Source organism: Mycobacterium gordonae, assembly GCF_017086405.1.
Taxonomy (GTDB): domain Bacteria; phylum Actinomycetota; class Actinomycetes; order Mycobacteriales; family Mycobacteriaceae; genus Mycobacterium; species Mycobacterium gordonae_D.
The window spans coordinates 3,603,260-3,623,632 of the sequence record NZ_CP070973.1; the positions used below are offsets into that span (position 1 = coordinate 3,603,260).

The 20,373-nt window shown below is 64.5% G+C and carries 16 protein-coding genes and 2 pseudogenes; 13 read left to right on the forward strand and 5 right to left on the reverse strand.

The features are described 5' to 3' along the window. The first annotated feature begins 62 nt into the window (after positions 1 to 62). The 6 genes from JX552_RS15240 (at position 63) to JX552_RS15265 (ending at position 7,770) form a co-directional block, all read left to right on the forward strand. Complete coding sequence (locus JX552_RS15240; protein ID WP_205872920.1) at positions 63 to 1,982, forward strand: PE family protein; 1,920 nt, start codon at positions 63 to 65, stop codon at positions 1,980 to 1,982. A gap of 109 nt (positions 1,983 to 2,091) precedes the next feature. Then, complete coding sequence (locus tag JX552_RS15245) at positions 2,092 to 3,330, forward strand: amino acid deaminase/aldolase (RefSeq protein ID WP_241010569.1); 1,239 nt, start codon at positions 2,092 to 2,094, stop codon at positions 3,328 to 3,330. A 19-nt stretch (positions 3,331 to 3,349) separates the two neighbouring features. Further along, positions 3,350 to 4,555 (forward strand): M28 family metallopeptidase, encoded by a 1,206-nt coding sequence (locus JX552_RS15250; RefSeq protein ID WP_205872922.1) that lies wholly within the window; start codon positions 3,350 to 3,352, stop codon positions 4,553 to 4,555. 2 nt (positions 4,556 to 4,557) lie between these two features. Continuing rightward, positions 4,558 to 5,835, forward strand: coding sequence for a D-arabinono-1,4-lactone oxidase (locus JX552_RS15255; RefSeq protein ID WP_431195984.1), 1,278 nt, complete (start codon positions 4,558 to 4,560; stop codon positions 5,833 to 5,835). Positions 5,836 to 5,946: 111 nt separating this feature from the next. Then, positions 5,947 to 7,311: a wax ester/triacylglycerol synthase domain-containing protein gene (locus tag JX552_RS15260; RefSeq protein WP_205872924.1), complete on the forward strand. Its 1,365-nt coding sequence runs from the start codon at positions 5,947 to 5,949 to the stop codon at positions 7,309 to 7,311. 168 nt (positions 7,312 to 7,479) lie between these two features. Further along, positions 7,480 to 7,770 carry an ANTAR domain-containing protein gene (locus tag JX552_RS15265; RefSeq protein ID WP_205872925.1) on the forward strand — a complete coding sequence of 97 codons (291 nt, stop codon included), beginning with the start codon at positions 7,480 to 7,482 and terminating at the stop codon, positions 7,768 to 7,770. A 72-nt stretch (positions 7,771 to 7,842) separates the two neighbouring features. Here the strand turns inward: JX552_RS15265 and JX552_RS15270 are convergent, their stop codons facing one another. Further along, positions 7,843 to 8,589: an IclR family transcriptional regulator gene (locus JX552_RS15270; protein ID WP_205872926.1), complete on the reverse strand. Its 747-nt coding sequence runs from the start codon at positions 8,587 to 8,589 to the stop codon at positions 7,843 to 7,845. Positions 8,590 to 8,655: 66 nt separating this feature from the next. Here JX552_RS15270 and JX552_RS15275 point away from each other — a divergent pair, with 66 nt between their 5' ends. Both JX552_RS15275 and JX552_RS15280 read left to right on the forward strand, forming a co-directional pair. Then, a complete protein-coding gene (locus tag JX552_RS15275; protein ID WP_205872927.1) occupies positions 8,656 to 9,996 on the forward strand; it encodes an FAD-binding oxidoreductase in 1,341 nt (446 codons plus the stop codon). Next, positions 9,996 to 10,796 (forward strand): DAPG hydrolase family protein, encoded by an 801-nt coding sequence (locus tag JX552_RS15280; RefSeq protein ID WP_205872928.1) that lies wholly within the window; start codon positions 9,996 to 9,998, stop codon positions 10,794 to 10,796. The genes JX552_RS15275 and JX552_RS15280 overlap by 1 nt, the downstream gene beginning before the upstream one ends. Here JX552_RS15280 and JX552_RS15285 read toward each other — a convergent pair. Then, on the reverse strand, positions 10,772 to 11,362 hold the full coding sequence (locus tag JX552_RS15285) for a TetR/AcrR family transcriptional regulator (RefSeq protein ID WP_205872929.1): 591 nt from the start codon (positions 11,360 to 11,362) through the stop codon (positions 10,772 to 10,774). The two genes, JX552_RS15280 and JX552_RS15285, sit on opposite strands and share 25 nt — an antisense overlap. 3 nt (positions 11,363 to 11,365) lie before the next feature. Then, positions 11,366 to 11,992 (reverse strand): TetR/AcrR family transcriptional regulator, encoded by a 627-nt coding sequence (locus JX552_RS15290; RefSeq protein ID WP_431195860.1) that lies wholly within the window; start codon positions 11,990 to 11,992, stop codon positions 11,366 to 11,368. Positions 11,993 to 12,287: 295 nt separating this feature from the next. On the opposite strand from JX552_RS15290, the gene JX552_RS15295 reads away from it, so the two are divergent. Further along, positions 12,288 to 15,314: a PPE family protein gene (locus tag JX552_RS15295; RefSeq protein WP_205878467.1), complete on the forward strand. Its 3,027-nt coding sequence runs from the start codon at positions 12,288 to 12,290 to the stop codon at positions 15,312 to 15,314. A 159-nt stretch (positions 15,315 to 15,473) separates the two neighbouring features. After that, positions 15,474 to 15,920 carry a PE family protein gene (locus tag JX552_RS15300; RefSeq protein WP_205872930.1) on the forward strand — a complete coding sequence of 149 codons (447 nt, stop codon included), beginning with the start codon at positions 15,474 to 15,476 and terminating at the stop codon, positions 15,918 to 15,920. On the opposite strand, the pseudogene JX552_RS34125 reads toward JX552_RS15300, so the two are convergent. Beyond that, positions 15,910 to 16,103: pseudogene (locus tag JX552_RS34125) on the reverse strand (ISL3 family transposase); the annotation flags it as partial. The gene JX552_RS15300 and the pseudogene JX552_RS34125 overlap by 11 nt on opposite strands. A gap of 137 nt (positions 16,104 to 16,240) precedes the next feature. On the opposite strand from JX552_RS34125, the pseudogene JX552_RS15305 reads away from it, so the two are divergent. The 3 genes and pseudogenes from JX552_RS15305 to JX552_RS15315 all read left to right on the forward strand — a co-directional run. Beyond that, a pseudogene (locus JX552_RS15305) lies at positions 16,241 to 17,327 on the forward strand (ISAs1 family transposase); the annotation flags it as partial. A gap of 2 nt (positions 17,328 to 17,329) precedes the next feature. Next, a complete protein-coding gene (locus JX552_RS15310; RefSeq protein WP_431195985.1) occupies positions 17,330 to 17,686 on the forward strand; it encodes a PE family protein in 357 nt (118 codons plus the stop codon). 857 nt (positions 17,687 to 18,543) lie between these two features. Next, a complete protein-coding gene (locus tag JX552_RS15315; protein WP_205878468.1) occupies positions 18,544 to 19,758 on the forward strand; it encodes a cytochrome P450 in 1,215 nt (404 codons plus the stop codon). A 56-nt stretch (positions 19,759 to 19,814) separates the two neighbouring features. Here JX552_RS15315 and JX552_RS15320 read toward each other — a convergent pair whose 3' ends face one another. Continuing rightward, positions 19,815 to 20,267 carry a DUF6941 family protein gene (locus JX552_RS15320; RefSeq protein WP_205872932.1) on the reverse strand — a complete coding sequence of 151 codons (453 nt, stop codon included), beginning with the start codon at positions 20,265 to 20,267 and terminating at the stop codon, positions 19,815 to 19,817. Positions 20,268 to 20,373 lie beyond the last annotated feature (106 nt).

The following is a 20,373-nucleotide window of genomic DNA, read 5'->3' on the forward strand; positions in this document are numbered from 1 at the left end:
TCGCACGATCCGATCGCGCTACTCTTTGCCGGAAAATTCGATGACGGCTGGGCGGAGGCATTGTGTCGTATCTCATCGCGGTGCCGGACGTTCTGACCGCCGCGGCCTCGGATCTCGGGAACCTCGGCCGCTCGCTCACCGCCGCCAACGCGGCCGCGGCAGCCCCGACGACAGCGCTGACCGCCGCCGCTGCCGATGAGGTATCCACTGCGATCGCAGCATTATTCGGCGCGCACGCCCGGACTTATCGGTCGTTGAGCATCCATGCGGCGACGTACCATCAGCAATTCGTTCAGGCTCTCTACGCCGGCGCGAATAGCTATTCGCTGGCCGAGGCCGCCAACACCACGCCGCTGGCTGCGCAGTCGGTGGTCGAAGACCTGCTCAATGTCATCAACGCGCCCACCCAGTTTCTTCTCGGGCGACCGCTGATCGGCAATGGCGCCGATGGGATCAATGGGACCGGTCAGAGCGGGGGGAACGGCGGGTTGCTGTGGGGCAACGGTGGCAACGGTGCCTCCGGCGGCGCCAACCAGGGCGGGGGCAACGGCGGCAGCGCCGGGTTGTTCGGCAACGGCGGCCACGGCGGTGCGGCAGGCAACGCGACTCTCGCGGGCGGCGCCGGGCCGAGTGGCGGAGCCGGTGGTAACGGCGGATTGCTCTGGGGCAATGGCGGTTTCGGAGGCGCCGGCGGTAATGGGGGCCTGCCGGTCACCGGCAGCATCGTCGGCGCCGGCGGCGGCGCGGGCGGCAACGGCGGCGGCGCCGGCCTGGTATACGGATTCGGTGGCGCCGGCGGTGCCGGTGGGGTCGGCGGCGCGGCACCGCTGCCCGGCCCCGGTCAAACGATCCTCTCCGCCGGCGGCGTCGGGGGGGCCGGCGGGGCGGGCGGCGCCGGCGCGTCGCTGTTGGGGTACGGCGGCGCCGGTGGCGCCGGAGGTGGCGGGGGACAGGGTGATTCGACGTCGGCTCTGATCAACAGCGTGGGCGGGTACGGCGGTCGGGGCGGCACCGGCGGACAGAGCGGCTTGCTGTACGGAACTTCGGGGTTTGGCGGAGCCGGCGGCGCCGGGGGAGACGGCGCCGGTGCCGCGACCCTGGTGAGCGGAAACCCTGGCGGTCACGGCGGAGCCGCCGGAACTGGTGGCGCGATGGGGTTGTTCGGTAACGGCGCATCCGGCGGTATCGGCGGCGCCGGCGGGAACGGTGGGGCCGGCACCACCACCGGTGGCAACGGCGGTGTGGGCGCCCTGGGCGGTCAAGGCAGCTCGGGTGGGCTGATCTCCGGCACCGGCGGCAGCGGCGGGGCCGGCGGGATTGGCGGCAGCGGTGGGGCGGGAGTCACCACGGGCTTCGTCGGGTCGGGCGGCTTCGGAGGCGCCGGCGGTGACGCTTCATTGTTTGGGGTCGGCGGGTTTGGCGGCAATGGCGGTGACATCGGCCTGACGGGAGTGACGAAGGCACCGGTGATCACCCAGCAACCGGTGGGCGGCGCGGCCGGCAACGGCGGCCGTGGCGGTGTGCTGATCGGCATCGGGGGCAACGGCGGCAACGGCGGTGCCACCAGCGTCGGCGGTGTGCTGTACGCGAGCGGTGGCGCCGGTGGCCACGGTGGTTGGGTGGTGGGCAATGGCGGCAACGGCGGCAGTGGTGGCGCCGGCGGCCTGGGCAGCGTCGCCAACGGCGGTGCGGGCGGCAATGGCTCCTACCTCTTCGGCAGCGGCGGCGCGGGCGGGACGGCCGGGTCCGGCGCCGGAGCAGTTGGCGGCGGCGGCGGCGGTGGCGGCGGCGGGTTGCTGTTCGGTAACGGCGGTACCGGTGGCAACGGTGCACCGGGCGGCATCGGTGCCGGTGGTGCCGGCGGAAATGCCATCCTGATCGGTAACGGCGGCAACGGCGGAGCGGGAACCGGAGGCGCCCCCGGTGGTCCCGGCGGCAGGCGCGGCCTGCTCTTCGGCCAGGACGGGGCCAACGGTCCGTAGCAGGGCATTCTGCACAATCTCAGGTGGTATGGACGGCAAATTGCACAGTCTGCGGACTCGGTTGCGAACAGGTTGCGGTAATTGGGCGGATGTTCAGTATGGTGACGGCGTGAATGCCGGTCGCGAGCAACGTTCGGATGGGCAAGTCAGGCTGGATGTACCGGGCCGGCTGCAGCGTTACGAAGAAGCATTCGCCGATCTGGACGCGCCTTTTGCGTTTCTGGACCTCGACGCCTTGTGGAGCAACGCCACCCAGATGCTGGGCCGGGCGGGCGGCAAACCAATCAGAGTCGCGTCAAAGTCGTTGCGCTGCAGGCCGATACAGCGCCAGATCCTGGACTCCAACCAGCGTTTCGACGGCCTGATGACTTTTACCCTGCGCGAGACGTTGTGGCTGGCCGGCCACGGCTTCCGCAATCTGCTGCTGGCCTATCCGAGCACTGATCGTGATGCACTTCGCGAGCTCGGGGCGGTCACCGCCGCAGACCCCGACGGTGCCCCGATCGTGATGGTCGACAGTATCGAGCATTTGGACCTGATCGAGCATGCGACGAACCAGCCCGTCCGGCTGTGCCTGGATCTCGACGCCGGGTACTGGCCGGGCGGGGGGCGCGTGAAGATCGGACCCAAGCGCTCGCCGTTACACACCCCCGAGCAGGCACGTGGCCTCGCGGAGCAGATCGCGCGCCGGCCGCACCTGAAGCTGGTCGCGCTGATGTCCTACGAGGGCCACATCGCCGGGTTCGGTGATCAAGTCGCCGGCAAGCGTCTGCAGAATGCTCTGGTCGGGTTCATGCAGCGCCGATCGATTGCCGAGCTTCGGGAGCGCCGCGCCCGTGCCGTGGAACTGGTCCGGGAAGTGGCCGACCTCGAGATCGTCAACGCCGGCGGCACCGGCGACCTGGAGCTGGTGGCCCAGGAACCCGCCATGACCGAGGCGACCGCGGGATCCGGGTTCTACGCGCCGACGCTGTTCGATTCCTACTCCTCGTTCACGTTGGCGCCCGCGGCGATCTTCGCGCTGCCGGTGTGTCGCCGACCGGACGAGGCGACGGTGACCGCACTGGGCGGCGGCTACCTGGCCAGCGGCGTCGGCGCCAAAGATCGGATGCCGACGCCCTACCTGCCGGCGGGGCTTGCCCTGAATGCGATGGAGGGCACCGGCGAAGTCCAGACACCGTTGACCGGGGACGCCGCCCGCACCCTGCGGATCGGCGACAAGGTCTATTTCCGGCACACCAAGGCGGGTGAACTGTGTGAGCGGTTCGACCGGCTGCATCTGGTGCGCGGCGCTGAGATAGTCGACACGGTTCCGACCTACCGAGGTGAGGGGTGCACGTTCCTCTGATGCGCAAACAGGAGTTGTCATGACCGCGATCAGCGCTGGGGCCACTGAAACCGAGACGTTGCGCGAGGTGGTCGAAACGCTCGCGCCGATCGAACGGGGCGCCGGCAGCCCCGGCGAGCACCAGGCGGCTGTCTGGATCGTCGAACGCCTGCGCGCCGCCGGGGCGCGGGACGCCCGAATCGAAGAAGAACAGTTCTACGACGGCTACCCCCGGCTGCACGCCAAGCTCTCCGCGGTCGGCGTCGCGGCCGCCGCGGCGGGCCTGGTGAGCCGGCGTTTGCGGGCACCGGCGGCGCTGGCCGGGGTGGGTGCGGGGCTGGCCATCGCGGACGACTGCTCCAACGGAGCGCGGGTGGTGCGCAAGACCCTGCGCAATTCCCGGACCACGTGGAATGTGGTCGCCGAAGCAGGTGACCCGGCAGGGGAGCACACCGTGGTGGTATGCGCCCACCACGACGCCGCGCACAGTGGCAAATTCTTCGACTCCAAGCTGCAGGAGTACGCGGTCGCCTGGTTCCCCGGAATCGTCGAACGGGTCGACACTTCCCTGCCCAACTGGTGGCCGACGATCTTCGCGCCTGCACTGGCCGGTGTCGGAGCTTTGCGCGGCAGCCGGGCGATGATGCTTGTCGGAGCGGCGATCAGCGCAATCGGGGTGGCCGCATTCACCGACATCGCCCGCAGCCCGATAGTGCCCGGGGCGAACGACAACCTTTCGGCGGTCGCGCTGCTGGTGGCCCTGGCCGAGCGACTGCGTGACCGGCCGGTGTCAGGGGTGCGAGTGTTGTTGGTCTCGCTGGGCGCCGAAGAGCAGTTACAGGGCGGCATCTACGGTTTCATGGCACGGCACAAGCCGGAACTCGACCGCGATCGCACGTACTTCCTCAACTTCGACACCGTCGGCTCGCCGGAGCTCATCATGCTCGAGGGCGAGGGCACCACCGTCATGGAGGACTACTTCTACCGGCCGTTTCGCGACCTGGTGGTCCGCGCGGCCGAACGCGCCGGGGCGCCGCTGCGACGCGGCATGCGCTCGCGCAACAGCACCGACGCCGTGCTGATGAGCCGGGCGGGCTACCCCACCGCGTGCTTCTCCTCGATCGACCGCCACAAGGCGCTGTCCAACTATCACCAAATGTCGGATACGCCAGACAATCTGGTGTATGAGACCGTGATTCACGCAGTCACGGTCGCGGAATCGGTAGCACGGGAGCTGGTGCGATGAGTATGTGGAAGAACTGGGCCGGTGACCAAATCTGCGCACCTGCCCTTGTCGAACGGCCCGCTTCGGAGGCCGAGTTGTCGGACATCGTGGTCCGGGCGGCGGGCAGAGGTCAGCCGGTCCGTGCGGTGGGAAGCGGCCACTCGTTCACCGACTGCGCCTGTACCGACGGCGTCATGATCGACATGACCGGTCTGCAGCGGGTGATCAACGTCGACAAGGCCAATGGACTGGCGACGGTCGAGGGGGGCGCCAAGCTGAATCCGCTGTTTGCTGAACTGGCAGCCAACGGGTTCGGCATCGAGAATCAGGGCGATATCGACAAGCAGTCGATCACCGGGGCCACCGCGACCGCGACGCACGGAACCGGAGCGCGCTTCAAGAACGTTTCCGCACAGATTGTTTCGGCACGTGTAGTCACCGCCACCGGTGAGGTGCAGGAGGTCTCCGAAGGAGATGACTACCTGGCGGCGCGGGTCTCGCTCGGCGCGCTCGGCGTCATCTCGCAGGTCACCCTCAAGGTGGTGCCGCTGTTCACGCTGCACCGCGAGGACGAGTTGCGCCCGCTCACCACGACCCTCGAACGACTCGACGCCGATGTCGACGGCAACGACCACTTCGAGTTCTTCGTCTTCCCCTACGGAGAGACCGCGCTGACGCGCACCACCCGGCGCAGCAACGAACCACCCCGACCCGGGCCGGTGTGGAAGAAGAGGCTCGGTGAGGGGTTCGAAAACGCCGGGCTGAACGTCATCTGCCGCGCCGGACGCCAATTCCCAAGCGCCGCACCGCGCTTGAACCGGCTGATGACGAGTCTGATGTCGCCGTCGAGCGTCCAGGACCACGGGTGGAAGGTCTACGCCAGCGCGCGCAATGTCAAGTTCACCGAGATGGAATACGCGATACCGCGCGAGCATGCGCAAGTTGCGGTCCAGCGCGTCATCGACCTGGTGCGCCGCCGCAAGCTGCCGATCATGTACCCCTTGGAAGTGCGGTTCAGCGCCCCCGACGACGCGTTCCTGTCGACGGCGCACGGCCGGGACACCTGCTACATCGCGGTGCACCAGTTCAGTGGCATGGAATTCGAGACGTATTTTCGGGCCGTGGAAGAGATCATGGACGAATACCAGGGTCGCCCGCACTGGGGCAAGCGGCACTACCAGACCGCCGGCACCCTGCGTGAGCGCTACCCGGACTGGGATCGATTCATCGCGGTCCGCGACCGCCTCGACCCCGACCGCGTCTTTCGCAACGACTACACCCGGCGGGTGCTCGGCACCTGACACCGCGGGGATTGACGAACGGCCTCATCTGTGGGGACCAAAGTCATTGGCTGCCAATATGGTGCTGACGCGTGGACGTTGCCGGCCGTAGGTTTACGTCCGGGAGCGAACATGACTGAATTCTTGCGCAACAGCGATGCCTTCACGTGGGCGATGGAAAGCGATCCGCGGCTGCGGTCGACGGTGGTCAGCGTGGTGCTGCTGGATCGAAGTCCGGACTGGAGCGAGGTGCGGGATCGGTTCGACCTGATCAGCCGAAAGCTGCCGATGTTCCGTCAGCGCGTGGTGGAATCCCCGCCACCGGCCCCGCCTCGCTGGGAACACGACCCGGACTTCGACCTCGACTACCACATGCGGCGCACGGCGGTCTCCGGATCCGGATCGCTCGACGATGTCCTCGAAATGGCCCGTCTGGCCGAGATGCAGGACTTCGACCGGGCCCGGGCGCTGTGGGAGACGACGTTGGTCGAGGGGTTGGGCGACGGTGGCGCGGCTGTAATCTGCAAGTTCCACCACGCCCTTACCGACGGGGTGGGCGGCATTCAGATCGCGATGAATCTGTTCGACCTCTCCGCAGAGTTGTATCCGCACGAGCCGCTACCTGATGAGCCGCAGGTCGCCGCCTCCTCGTGGCTGGACGCATATCGGGATACGTTGCGCTACAACAGTTCTCTGTTCGGAAAGGCATTGATGGGCACGGCCAGGCGGGCGCCGCGCCTGATATATGACGGCATCCGGCGGCCCATCGCTACGGCGCGGTCGGCAGCGGCCAACGCCGCGTCGGTCTACCGCACGGTGCGGCCGCTGAGCCGGACCGGCTCGCCGTTGATCACCCAGCGCAGTCTGATCCGCCGTCTCGCCGTGCACGAAGTGTCGCGGACCGAATTGCGGAAGGCTGCGCACCGCTGCGGCGGCGCCCTGAACGACGCGTTCGTTGCCGGTGTCGCGGGTGGGTTGCGGATCTACCACGAGAAGCACGGCGTCGCGGTGGGCGATCTGCACCTGACGATGCCGATCAGCTTGCGCACCGAGACCGATGACATGGGCGGCAACAAGATCACACTGATGCGCTTCGACGTGCCGGTTGGTGAGGCCGATCCGGCGCGCCGGATCAAGGAGATCCACGGCCGGGTCGGCGCGGTTCGCAACGAAAGGTCGCTGCCGCACACCCAATTGATTGCCGGCGTGCTCAACCTGATGCCGCGGTGGTACATCGGATCGGTGCTGCGCCATGTCGATTTCCTCACCAGCGACGTGCCCGGCATTCCGGTACCGGTGTTTCTCGGGGGTGCGGCGGTGCGTGCTCAGTACGCTTTCGGCCCGACCATCGGCTCATCGGTGAACGTCACGCTGTTGTCCTATGTGGATGTCTGCGCGCTGGGCGTCAACGTCGACACGGCGGCGATCCCCGACCACGACGTTTTCCACGCAGCCCTGGTCGCCGGCTTCGACGAAGTGCTGGCGCTGGCCGACTGACCGGTCTCAGCACCCTTACAGGTGGATATCGAAATAGGCGGCACTCTGGCGTAATCGCGCCGACCCGCAAATCATGGCACGGTGTGCCGAATGTGGCGCGCCTCCGGCGAGATCTTTTAACCTGCAAGCCTTTCGCCGGTGGATGTACCGGTAGGAGGTAGGAAAGGTATGACGGCAAGCTGGGCTCCTACCCAGATTCCCTCTGATTCGAACTCAGGGCGCCTTCTCGACACCGCACGTGGCATTCTCATCGGCCTGCGCCGATGCCGGTCCGGAATGGCCTTCGATGAGTTGCACGGCGCCGCGCAACGTCACCGCGTCCCGGTGTATGCGATGGCCTGGGCACTGGTGCACCTGGCTGGTGAAGGGGAGGAGACGCCCAGTTTCATCGAAGCGCAGTCAGCGGCGCGGCATGAATGGGGCGAGCTCTTCGCCGATTCCACCGCATCCTCGCGCTGATCGGCATCGTCGGACCACCGGGGCGCCGCGGTAAAGGGAAGTACCGCGGCCGATCGCGAGTCAGGTGTAGGGTCAGCGCGTCCAGGCCGTCGACTCGGCCGCATCGCGCAGGGCGGCGACGATCTGGTCCTGCTTTTCGGCGAACCGTTCGGTCGGGGTGGGCACCGAGATGGCGATCACGTTGTCTCCCACCGATCGTCGCGCGATGGCAGCGGCCGAAATTCCGGGGGTGTGTTCGTCGCGGTCGAAAGCGATACCGGTAGAACGGATTTCGGCAATCTCGGGGCGCAGTGCATCTGCCAATTGCGGAGGCATCCGGGCCAACGCGGCCTGTGTGTCGGCATCGTCGAGTGCGGCGAGCGCCGCCTTGCCGTTCGCGGTCCCGGCCAGCGGGAAGCGAACTCCGACCGCCGACACCGCGCGCAAGCGGTGCGACGACTCGATCTGGTCGACGAACCACATTCGCTGCCCCCGTAACACCGACAGGTCCACGGTCTCGCCATCGGTGGCGGCCGACACCTTCTCGATGGTTGGCCGGAATATAGCAGCGATGTGCGCACCAGTCGCGCTGCCGAAGCCGAGTAACCGATCACCCAGGGAGAACCGGCCGTTCGAGTCCACACTGACCAGTCCGACCTCGACCAGGCCGACAAGTAGCCGCCGGACGGTCGACTTTGCCAGCCCGAGTCGCTCACCGAGATCGACGAGACGTAGATGACCCGGCTCGGCGGCGATCTCGTCCAAGGCTGCTGCTGCACGCCGTAGCACCTGGATTCCCTCGTCGCGATTTGTCGTCGAAGTCCGTTCCGTTTGCCCCACACTTCCACTATAGTGTGCCGCATAGCGGACTGTGAAGAACCGAAATAGGGATCAAGGGAGTTCCAGATGAGCGCGCTACCTGCCGGGCGACACTACTTCCGTGGCGAGGACGGGTACGAACCCGCCCGCCGCGACAGCGTATGGCATCAGGGGGTGCCAGACCGCTATCCCGAGGTGATCGTTCAGGCCGTCGACGCCGACGACATCAAGGCCGCCCTGGCCTACGCGCGGTCGAACGGCCACAAGGTGAACATCAAATCCGGTGGGCACAGCTTCGCGGCCAGCCATCTCCGCGACGGTGCCGTGTTGCTCGACGTCAGTCGCCTTGACCACGCATCCATCGATGCCGACAACATGACCGCGGTCGTAGGCCCAGGTAAGGGCGGCAGCCTGCTGATGGCCGACCTGGAGGCGCAGAACCTTTTCTTCCCGGGCGGGCACTGCAAGGGCGTCTGCCTCGGCGGTTACCTCCTGCAGGGCGGGTACGGCTGGAACAGCCGGATATATGGGCCGGCCTGCGAAAGCGTCACCGCATTGGATGTCATCACCGCCGATGGCGAGGAAGTCCACTGCGACGCAGAGAATCATCCCGAACTCTATTGGGCGGCGCGCGGTGCCGGTCCCGGCTTCTTCGGGGTCGTCACTTCGTTCTATCTCAAGCTGTATCCGCGCCCGGCGGTCTGTGGCACCAGCGCTTACCTCTACCCGTTCGAGCTGGCCGACGAGGTCTTCTCGTGGGCCCGCTCGGTCAGCGCCGAAGTCGACCCTCGAGTCGAGCTGCAGGCGGTGGCGTCGCGCGGTGAGCCGGCAATGGGAATCGACCAACCCGTCATCTCGTTCGCCTCGCCCGCATTCGCCGACTCCGAAGAGGAGGCCCAACAGGCTCTGGCCCTGTTCGCCACCTGCCCTGTTGCCGATCAAGCCCTGGTCAAAATCCCTTATATGCCGACCGATTTGCCGAGCTGGTACGACATCGCAATGAGCCACTATCTGGCCGACCACCATTACGCGGTGGACAACATGTGGACATCGGCACCGGCCGAGGACCTGCTGCCCGGCATCCGTACCATCCTCGAGACGCTGCCACCGCATCCATCGCACTTTCTGTGGTTGAATTGGGGCCCGTGCCCTCCGCGTCAGGACATGGCCTACAGCATTGAGGCCGACATCTACCTGGCTCTCTACGGCTCCTGGAAAGACCCTGCCGACAACGCGAAGTACGGCGATTGGGCACGTTCCAACATGGCGGCGATGTCGCACCTGGCCACCGGCATCCAACTGGCAGACGAGAACCTGGGCCAGCGCCCCGCCCGATTCGCCACCGACGAGGCCATGGCGCGGCTGGACAAGGCTCGCGCCGCCTATGACCCCGATGGTCTGTTCAACAGCTGGATGGGACGAATCTGATGACCGGTGACCTCTACCTCGGCTACCGGGGAAACGACGCGGAAACCCCGTTCGGTAAATTCTTCCAGCCCGAAATGGCCCCGCTGCCAAAGCATGTCGTACACGCACTGGAACACGGGCCGCAGGGCGGAATGGCACTGCTGGCCTTGGAGGACGCCGCTAGCGTGGCCGATGACGGCTACCAGCAGACCGAGAATGGTTACGGGGTTCTCGAAGACGGCAGCTATCAGGTGTCGGTGCGCACCGACATGCCCGGTGTCACCCCGGGCATGTGGTCGTGGTGGTTCGGTTGGCACGGGTGTGACAGCCGCCGCTACAAGCTGTGGCATCCGCGGGCGCACCTGTCGGCCGCCTGGAAGGACGGCGATGACGCCGGTCGGCAAGGCTACATCGGCCGCTGGTCGATGATCAACGAGTACATCGGGTCGAGCATGCTCAGCGGCGCAATACAATTTATTGCGCCGGGGGAGATGGGTCTGCCTGCCGATACCGACGATGCGGTGGCGGTCTGTGCGCGGTTGGGCTCTGGTGACGCGCCGGTGGATGTGGGCTGGTTCATTCACCACATCCGCTCCACACAGGCCGGATCGGAGATGCGGTCCCGCTTCTGGATGGGTGGCCCGCACATCGCCGTGCGCAACGCACCCGGCGTGGCGTCGAAAGCGGTGCGTCCCATCGCATCCCGGATACTGGGCAACGCCGAAACCAGCGGGCGGAATTTGTTGGTGCATTGTGCGCAGGAGATGAATCACCTGGCCGGTTTCCTGCCTGAGCTTTACGAGAGCTTCGGAGACGAGTAAGGCGAGTGATCGCGTCTGGTGAAGGCCGGTGCGACGAACTTCGCCACCAGCTGCCGTTCGGCCTCGTCGCTTTCGGCGGGCCAGTACATCAGCGACAGTACGACACGAACCGCCCACTCGGCGGGCGCAGGATTGCCGCGAGGCAGCCCGGCGAGCTCGGCGGCAGACTCCTCCAGGAATGGCAGCTGGGCGAGCCAGGCAACCTCGCGGGTGCCCCCGCGGATCGAGGCGATCATCAGTCGGCACAGGGGCTCTGACCGGATCGCTCGCACTGTCGCCAGGATCGCGGTGGTGACTCGCTCTGCTCCGACCATTGACTCGACTTGAGAGCGCACCGAAGTGGTGATGCGAGTCGCAACCCGGGCAACGACAGCGTCGCGGATCTGAGTTTTGCCACCCACGTAGCGATAAATGGTCGATCGGGAACAGTGAACTCGCCTGGCCAACTCGTCGAGGTCGAGTTCGTTGATGCCGCTGCGCGCCATCATGTCGATGGCAGCTTCGTAGATGCGCTCGGCGGCGGCCGCGCGTCGATCTCCACCGACGAGCCAGTCGTCACTGGGCATCGGTCACGTCCCATTTTCCGGTAGAGATGTACGAGGACTTTCGTCGAATGCCGGCCCGACGAACATCTCAACGAGTTGTCGTTCGGCCTCATCGCTTTCTGCAGGCCAATACAGCAGGGTTAGGACAACGCGAATCACCCACCTTGGCGCTTGAGGATCCCCATCGGTGAGACCGGCTAGCTCGGTGGCGAACTTGGCGGTCAGGGACGAGTCGGCGAGCCAGGCCACCTGGCGAGTACCTCCACGGATCGAGCTGATCATCAGCTGGCACAACGGGTCTGACCGGATCTGTTTCAGGGTCAACAGGATCGACTCGACTAGTCGCTCCGAGCCGCCGAGCGTGGCGACCGCCGAGCGCACCGACTCGACGATGCGTTCGGCTGTTCGCTGGACGACGGCGTTGCGAATCTCGGTCTTGCCGCCTACGTAGCGGTAGATCGTCGCGCGCGAACAGTGGACTTCGTCGCAAAGTTTATCGATGTCGAGTCCGTTAAGGCCGTCGTGGGCGATGAGCCTGGCCGCGGCGTCGTAGATACGTCCGGCGGCGGCTGCGCGGCGCTCGCCGCCAATCAGCCAGTCGTCAGCAACCACTGTTGAAGTGTCCTTTCCACCGAGCCAGGCAGAAGACATTTTCTGAAGTTGAGACAAAATAACAGATATTCAGACGATCGTTGCAGGTCCGAGCTTCGCTGTGAGACACGGATTGTTACTTGGTCCGGTGCTGCAGTTCAAGTTTTCCGGTGGCATTGACCCGCTGCTCGATGCTCGTCATGGTAGTGCCATCACCACACTTGATCGGGTTGCTGATTTGCGGATTCACCTTTGGGTGTGGCAGATCCGCTGGGCGGGCGTCGGTTTCGGCGCTCGTGTTTGTGGACCTGTCACGGCGAGTCACGAGCCGAACACAGCTGACGGAAGGCTAGCGATGAGTTTCTTGGTATTGCCACCGGAGATCACTTCAGTGCTCATACTTGGCGGAGCCGGTTCCGAGCCGTTGAGGGCGGCAGCGGCCGCTTGGGCCAGTCTCGCGGAAAGACTGGATTTGGCCGCGGCATCTTTCCGCGCCACCACCGCAGGACTGCTCGGCGGATCATGGCAGGGACCTTCGGCCGTAGCAATGGTGGAAGCCGCGGCGCCCTATACCGGACTGCTTTCGGCCACCGCGAGCCAGGCACAGCAGCTAGCCGGACAAGCCCAGGCTATGACGGCCGAATTCGAGGCGGTCCGGGCGGCCATCGTGCCACCGATTGCGTTGGCGTCCAACCGTTCTGACTTGGTGTCGCTGGTCATGTCCAACCTGTTCGGGCAAAACGCTCCCGCCATCGCCGCCGCCGAGGCGGCATACGAGGAAATGTGGGCCCAGGACGTATCTGCAATGGTCGCCTATCACGCGGGCGCTTCCGCCGCGGCGGCGGCGGTGACGCCATTCATCAGCCTTCCGCAGATTACGATTCCGCCGATAGCTCTTCCAGCTGTCAATTTGCCGAGCATATTTACGCCGAATATCAACATTCCCGCGTTTGAACTGCCCAAGATAGTCACGCCCGCGATCAATATTCCACCTCTTGACCTCCCCAAAATCGTCACCCCTAACATCAATGTGCCGGCCTTTGGGTTGCCGGCATTAACAGTACCAAATATCGTATTGCCCGCGACGCAACTCACGGGCGGCTTTAGCACCGGCAGCATCGTGATCCCGGCGATAACCGTTCCGGAGCTGAAGATCCCGGCTTTCGACCTCCCTACGATCACCACGCCCAACATTAATGTGCCGGCCTTCGGGTTGCCGGCGCTGACGGTGCCAAATATCGTATTGCCCGCGACACAACTCACGGGCGGCTTTAGCACCGGCAGCATCGTGATCCCGGCGATAACCGTTCCGGAGCTGAAGATCCCGGCTTTCGACCTCCCTACGATCACCACGCCCAACATTAATGTGCCGGCCTTCGGGTTGCCGGCGTTGACGGTGCCAAACATGGTATTGCCCGCGACGCAACTCACGAGCGGCTTTAGCACCGGCAGCATCGTGATCCCGGCGATAACCGTTCCGGAGCTGAAGATCCCGGCTTTCGACCTCCCTACGATCACCACGCCCAACATTAATGTGCCGGCCTTCGGGTTGCCGGCGCTGACGGTGCCAAGCATCGCATTGCCCGCGACACAACTCACGGGCGGCTTTACCACCGGCAGCATCGTAATCCCGGCGATAACCGTTCCGGAGCTGACGATCCCGGCTTTCGACCTCCCTAAGATCACCACGCCCGACATCAATGTGCCCGGTTTCACTCTGCCGGATATCAGGATTCCCGGCTTCAAGATCAACAGTGCAGTATTAGGCGGCTTTACCCTAACTCCGTTAAGCGTGCCAGAAATTACGGCGCCTGCGATTTCTGTGCCTGGCTTTAGGCTGCCCGACATAACTGTGCCCGACATCAGCATTCCTGCGTTTTCCACTGGCGGCTTTACGACACCCGCAATCACTACGCCTGACTTCACGATAAAAGGACCAACGATACCAAGCGGATATGTCCTTGAAGGAAATCCTTTGCTCAGAATTCGCTGGGACACGAATGTCACTTTCTTATCTGGATCCAGCGACGGTGGTCGTGCCACCTTCAACCTTCGGGAGATAACCATCTTCCAGGACCTGAAGCTGCCAGACGTAAAGATCCCCAGTATGTCCATTGGTGGAATTGGGGTCAACCCGGCCAACCTGCCCGGAATAAATCTCAAAGGGTTCACCATCTCTGGAACCACTCTGGGCGCCTTCACCATCCCCGCAACCACGATCGCCAAGTTCACGATTGGCGGCATCGGTTTCGATCCGTTCGGCCTTCCGCCCATCACACTGCCAGACATCGATATCAAGGGCGTAACTGTGGGCAACTTCACCCTCCCTGGGCTCAATATCGACCCCATCAAGCTTGGCGACCTCACCATCCCCAAGTTCACGACTGCGCCCATCGTTATCGGCGGGCCGAACAGCGGGATCGGCTTTGACCCGTTCGATCTGCCGGGCATCCGAACCGGCGAATTCACCATTCCGCCCCTGCAACTGGGCAACTTCACCCTCCCTGGGCTCAATATCGATCCCATCAAGCTTGGCGACCTCACCATCCCCAAGTTCACGACTGCGCCCATCGTTATCGGCGGGCCGAACAGCGGGATCGGCTTTGACCCGTTCAATTTGCCGGGCATCCGGACCGGCGAATTCACCATTCCGCCCCTGCAACTGGGCAATTTCACTCTCCCTGGGCTCAATATCGATCCCATCAAGCTTGGCGACCTCACCATCCCCAAGTTCACGACTGCGCCCATCGTTATCGGCGGGCCGAACAGCGGGATCGGCTTTGACCCGTTCAATTTGCCGGGCATCCGAACCGGCGAATTCACCATTCCGCCCCTGCAACTGGGCAACTTCACCCTCCCTGGGCTCAATATCGATCCCATCAAGCTTGGCGACCTCACCATCCCCAAGTTCACGACTGCGCCCATCGTTATCGGCGGGCCGAACAGCGGGATCGGCTTTGACCCGTTCAATTTGCCGGGCATCCGAACCGGCGAATTCACCATTCCGCCCCTGCAACTGGGCAACTTCACCCTCCCTGGGCTCAATATCGATCCGATCAAGTTGGCCAGCTTCACCGTGCCAGGGCTCAATATCGATCCGATCAAGTTGGCCAGCTTCACCGTGCCAGGGCTCAATATCGATCCGATCAAGTTAGGCAGCTTCACGGTCCCTCCCCTTACCATCGGTTCGGTCAGGCTTACCGGCCCCTTAATTCCCGGGCTCGACGTGAATCTGGGAGGTCTTATCGGAGACTTGAGCTTCCAAAACATCGGGACCAACATCTCCAGGCTCGGCCAGTCCTTGTTGAACTTAGTATCGACGGCAAACCTACCCTTTTCTGTGCCTAACCTGCTTGCCGGCTTCGGTGGCCTAAGGAGATAGTTCCACTCGTTGAAGACTTCGGCCCGTCTATAAATGTATTGACAATGGAAGCACTGCTAGACCCCCCCGGTAATCACAGCGTTCACTGGGGACACTGCGTTCGAAAAATTCGGTTTGGGATTTACGATCCCGAGCCAGCCTGATGAAAAGGAAGGTGACATGTCGTATGTAATCGCAGGGCCGGAGTTCTTAACGTCGGCCGCTCATGACTTGGCCGGCATCGGCTCGGAATTGAGGGAAGCCAATGCCGCCGCGGCGGCCAACATCATGCGGGTAGTAGCTCCGGGCGTGGATGAAGTGTCGGTGGCGGTGGCGACGCTCCTCAGCTCGCAGGGCCAGTCTTACCGGAAGATCAGCGGCGAGCTGCTCGCGTTTCAGAGCCGATTTGTGCGCACCTTGACTTCGTCGGCGGACTTGTATCAGGGCGCCGAGGCCGCCAACGCGGCCGCGACGCGAAGCGCCCTGGGGGCAGTGGGTGCGGTGGCGGCAGATCCGTTGAGCGGGCCGCGTGCGGTGAACGCCGCAGTGCGAAACCTGCTGGGTTCGGTCGAAACAGCTCCTCGCAGTTCGCAATTGCATTGGTGCCGGCCGGGTCTTACGCCGTAGGGCGGGTGCGGGTCCACCATGCGCGGCGACGCTGGTTGTCGGGGTTGCGGAAGCCCAGGGCAATACGCCCGACGTGATTTGATGATCCGGTTGTAGCCTACGGAGTGGGCGCTGGGCAGTTCGCTCTACTCGTGCGGCGATCATTGGTGGCTGCTAGGTCTGGATGGTGCGGGCGATGTTTAGAGCTCCGGCGTTGTTGACTCGCGGGTCTGGGAACTGCGCTGATGGTTTAGGTGACAAGCCGTTCAGGCCCGAGGGAAGGCACGGGCAGCTCGTGAACGATGGAGTTGCTTGCGCTCATCGATCACCTGGAGGGGCCCGTGCCTGCCAATTCAGTATCACCCGCGTCGTCGGTTCCGAAGGTGTTCGATCGCAGGAGACCTGGCGAGCACAGCGAGGTCATGCGGTCGGAGTTTCTCGAAGTGTTGGCCTCGGTGCCCGGCCCAAGGGATCCGCGCCGGGCGAAGGTACTCGTTGATGGCACTGCTGGCGATCGCGATCCTGGCCACCGCCGCGGGGATGCGCGGCTACCCCGGGTTCGCCACCCGGGCGGCCACCGCGCCGGAAGATATGTTGGTGCAGTTGGGGGTCCGGTTCCGGCGACCCAGTGAGAAGACCTTCCGCACCGTGTTGTCCCGGCTGGACCTGCCGACCTGAACCGCAGGATGGGTACCTACTTCAGCGCACACGCGGCCCCAGCGACCCCGGCGGGTTGATGCCGATCACGTCGGACGGCAAGTCACTGCACGGTACCCTGCGCGCGAAAGCTGCGGCCTCACACCTGGTTTCGGTGTTCGCCCATCGCGCCCGACTTGTGCTCGGCCAACTCGCCGTCGCCGAGATGAGCAACGAAATCCCCTCCGTGCGTGCGGTTCTCAAGCTACTGCCGCGCCGGATTCGGTGGCTGGTCACCGTGGATGCGATGCACACCCAGACTGCCACCGCCACACTGATCTGCGCCACCTTGGAGTCGCACTACCTGATGATCGTTAAGTCGAACCAGGCGAAATTGCTCGCCCGCATCACCGCGCTGCCCTGGGCCGACGTGTCCACGACCGCCACCGACAACTCCCGCGGCCACGGCCGCGTCGAGATACGCACTCTGCAGCTCCTTACCGCTGCAGGAGGAATCGGGTGCCCCTACGCCAAACAGATCGTCCGGATCACCCGCGAACGCTTGATCACCGCCACCGGCCAGCGCAGTGCCGAGGTGGTCTATGCGATCTGCAGCCTGCCGTTCGAGCACGCCCCACCGACCGCAATCGCGACCTGGTTGCGTCGGCACGGGGCATCGAGAACAGCGTGCACTGGGTGCGCTATTTGCCATGCTGCGACGCTGCCGATCACGAAACTCGGCAGCTCCGGCACCGATCGAATCTGTCTAGCCAAAGGATAGTGACATGTCGTATGTGATCGCCGAGCCGGAGTTGCTCACTCTGGCCGCCAATAACCTCGCCGGCATCGGCTCGGCGTTGGAGGAGGCGAATCTCGCCGCGGCGGCCTCCACCACGCGCGTACTGGCCCCGGCCCTGGACGAGGTTTCCAGAATCGCAACAGCGCTGTTCAGCCGGCACGCACAGACCTATCAGACGTTCAGCGCGCAAGCCTCGGAGTTCCACGCCCAGTTCGTGCGCACATTAGCTACCAGCGCGGGCCAATATAAAAGTACTGAGACGATCAACGCGCTGGGCGCCGCCGCTGCTACAAACTCGGCCAGCGCCATGAACGCGGCGGTCCAGACGCTCTTAAGCGCGTCTGAGCAGTAAACGCCACCGCCAAAGCCCCGTCCGTGGCGCTCGCCGGCCTACCGCTGATGGCCATCGGGGCCAACGGGGCGGTCGGTCAGCCCGGCAATCTTGGCGGGTGGCTGAAGCGGCAATGGACGGTGGCAACGGCACTAGTGGCAGTATCGGCCCAACGGGCCTGTTCTAGGGGTCAGGAGTCTCGGGATCAGACAGAGCACGGAGACAGCGCAAGCCCCAGGCGCTGGATTTGGGGCGGCGACACCGGGCGACGCGTTCGTGCTGCGAGTCAGCAAATCAGTCGGACGTGAAAGATGTTGCAGCACAGCATGAGCGTGCGGCGGAAGGCTTGAACAGGAAGTGCGTAAAGTTTCTCGGTGTGGCCTCATGAGACCAATTTCCGACGAACGTTCGCAGGGACGGGTCCGGCGTCGCCAGTAGGGAGGCCGCAACGGCGCCCACACGAGGCGGCGGCACGAGCAGATGCCCTGCCGGTCATTACTCGGCGGCGGGACACAGCTGATAGGCAGAGACGCCAGGTCAGGCACTCGGCGGCGGCAGCGGCAGCGGCAGCCATCGTCGCAAACGCTCAGCGGTTGACGGCAATCCGCGTGGCCAACCTCATAGGCGTACTCGACTGTGCCGCCATGCTCGGGGCGAAAGATGCATCCACTCATGACCCGGTAGGCCGCGGGACGCTCGGGCATCGCAACTCACGCAAGCATGCGTCTCAGGCGTGAGACTGAAATACCGCTGCGTTCCCGCGTTTCCGCATGTCCGTCCGCAGCGTTGAGACGCCGAAGGGCCAACCCCGTCGCGTACACATTCTCGACTTGCCGTATGCCGTTGATTTGTTGACCCGTACCCGCAAGGCTGGCGTAGTGACAGTAGCTACCGATGCGATCACCTTCTTCAGCCCCGAGTGCCTGCAGGATCCGTACCCCGTTTACGAGCGGATGCGAATTGCCGGTCCGGTGCACCGCATCGCCGACTCGGATTTCTTCGCTGTGTGCCGCTGGGACGCGGTCAACGAAGCCGTGCGGCGTACCGACGAGTTCTCCTCAAACCTCACCGCAACGCTGACTTATACGGCCGAAGGGTTCGTTCGACCATTCTTCATGGACCCGCTAGGCGGACCGACCCACGTACTGGCCACCGCGGATGATCCTGTACATGCCATTCACCGCAAGCAGCTGGTGAAATACTTGGCCGCCAAGCGAATTCGGCTTATGGAACAGTTCGCTGCCGAGACCGCAGACCGGCTGTGGGCTGCGGGCGTGCAGGACGGTGGTATCGAATGGATGGGCGCTTTCGCGAACCGGCTGCCGATGATGGTGGTAGCCCGGCTCATCGGCGTGCCCGATCGCGACGTCGCGCAGCTGGTGAAGTGGGGTTACGCGGCCACCCAACTGCTCGAAGGGCTGGTCGATCAAGCCCAGCTCGCCACCGCCGGAGCCGCCGTGATGGAACTGACCGGATACATCAACGAGCAATTCGACAGAGCCGCAGCCGATCCCCAAGATAACTTGCTTGGCGAGCTGGCTAGTGCCTGCGCCGCAGGCGAACTCGACACATTGACCGCCCAGATCATGATGGTCACGCTGTTCGCCGCCGGCGGAGAGTCCACAGCGTCATTGCTGGGAAGTGCGGCGATGATCCTGGCAACACGTCCTGATATCCAGCAACAACTGCGGGAGAACCCGGAGCTTCTCGGTGCCTTCATCGAGGAGACGTTGCGCTATGAAGCTCCCTTCCGAGGGCACTACCGCCACGTACGGAACGACACAATGCTGAAAGACGTGGAACTGCCGGCCGACTCGCATCTGCTGCTGCTGTGGGGCGCAGCCAACCGCGATCCGGCGCAGTTTGAAAAGCCCGACGAGTTCCGCCTGAACCGCTCCGCTGGGAAAGGTCACATCAGTTTCGGCAAGGGCGCACACTTCTGCGTCGGTGCCGCGCTGGCCCGACTCGAAGCCCAGATTGCGTTGCGGCTGATGCTAAGCCGGACATCCCTCATCGAGGCAGCCGACATCGGGCCGTGGTTGCCCAGCATCTTGGTACGCCGGCTGCAACGGCTCGACCTCGACGTGAAATAGCTGCGACTGACGGTCTTCGCGCTCTCTGCGGCCGCACACCGAGTTTGCGCGACCGTTCATCCCGGTGGCGTCGCGGACGGGATAGCGCCCATCGACACGATGAACGCCTCGACTGCGGTGGCTTGTTCGTAACCGTCCACCTCGACGCGCCACTCGTAGATTCCCGGGTCCAACGGAATCCCGGCCGGGATGTTGAGGGTGAGCGGCATGCGGACCGCGGTGCCGTGGATCGCCCCGGGCAGGCGGCCTGCCTCGGCGGCAGCCTCGAACAGGATCCGCTGCGGGCCCTGCGGCCCCTGCACCACCACCGGTTGACCGTCGGTGTCGAGCAACTGGCAGGTGAGCTTGTGCTGCTTGTTGGTTTCGTCCCAGTCGATATCCAGAAACATCACCAAAGCAAATGGGGGCGTGGGCGTTTGACACTGACGCCAGCCCAATCCGAGGGTGTGGACCTTGCCCGATTGAACATCGGCCTGGGCCGCGTCCGCCAAGAAGAGGCTGACTTTCATGCGAGTTGCGGCCTTACGAATGCTGGCGTCACGAGATCCATAGACCCACGTCCTGTTCTCAATCCGTATGCAATTACCCGTCGCTGCCGACGTCGAAAGATACTAC

Bases quoted from the DNA above. Each gene is read 5' to 3' on its own strand.
- JX552_RS15280 (WP_205872928.1), top strand. From the start codon at position 9,996: ATGACCGGTGACCTCTACCTCGGCTACCGGGGAAACGACGCGGAAACC.
- JX552_RS15250 (WP_205872922.1), top strand. From the start codon at position 3,350: ATGACCGCGATCAGCGCTGGGGCCACTGAAACCGAGACGTTGCGCGAG.
- JX552_RS15265 (WP_205872925.1), top strand. From the start codon at position 7,480: ATGACGGCAAGCTGGGCTCCTACCCAGATTCCCTCTGATTCGAACTCA.
- JX552_RS15285 (WP_205872929.1), bottom strand. From the start codon at position 11,362: ATGCCCAGTGACGACTGGCTCGTCGGTGGAGATCGACGCGCGGCCGCC.
- JX552_RS15300 (WP_205872930.1), top strand. From the start codon at position 15,474: ATGTCGTATGTAATCGCAGGGCCGGAGTTCTTAACGTCGGCCGCTCAT.
- JX552_RS15295 (WP_205878467.1), top strand. From the start codon at position 12,288: ATGAGTTTCTTGGTATTGCCACCGGAGATCACTTCAGTGCTCATACTT.
- JX552_RS15320 (WP_205872932.1), bottom strand. From the start codon at position 20,267: ATGAAAGTCAGCCTCTTCTTGGCGGACGCGGCCCAGGCCGATGTTCAA.
- JX552_RS15260 (WP_205872924.1), top strand. From the start codon at position 5,947: ATGACTGAATTCTTGCGCAACAGCGATGCCTTCACGTGGGCGATGGAA.
- JX552_RS15290 (WP_431195860.1), bottom strand. From the start codon at position 11,992: ATGTCTTCTGCCTGGCTCGGTGGAAAGGACACTTCAACAGTGGTTGCT.
- JX552_RS15275 (WP_205872927.1), top strand. From the start codon at position 8,656: ATGAGCGCGCTACCTGCCGGGCGACACTACTTCCGTGGCGAGGACGGG.
- JX552_RS15255 (WP_431195984.1), top strand. From the start codon at position 4,558: ATGTGGAAGAACTGGGCCGGTGACCAAATCTGCGCACCTGCCCTTGTC.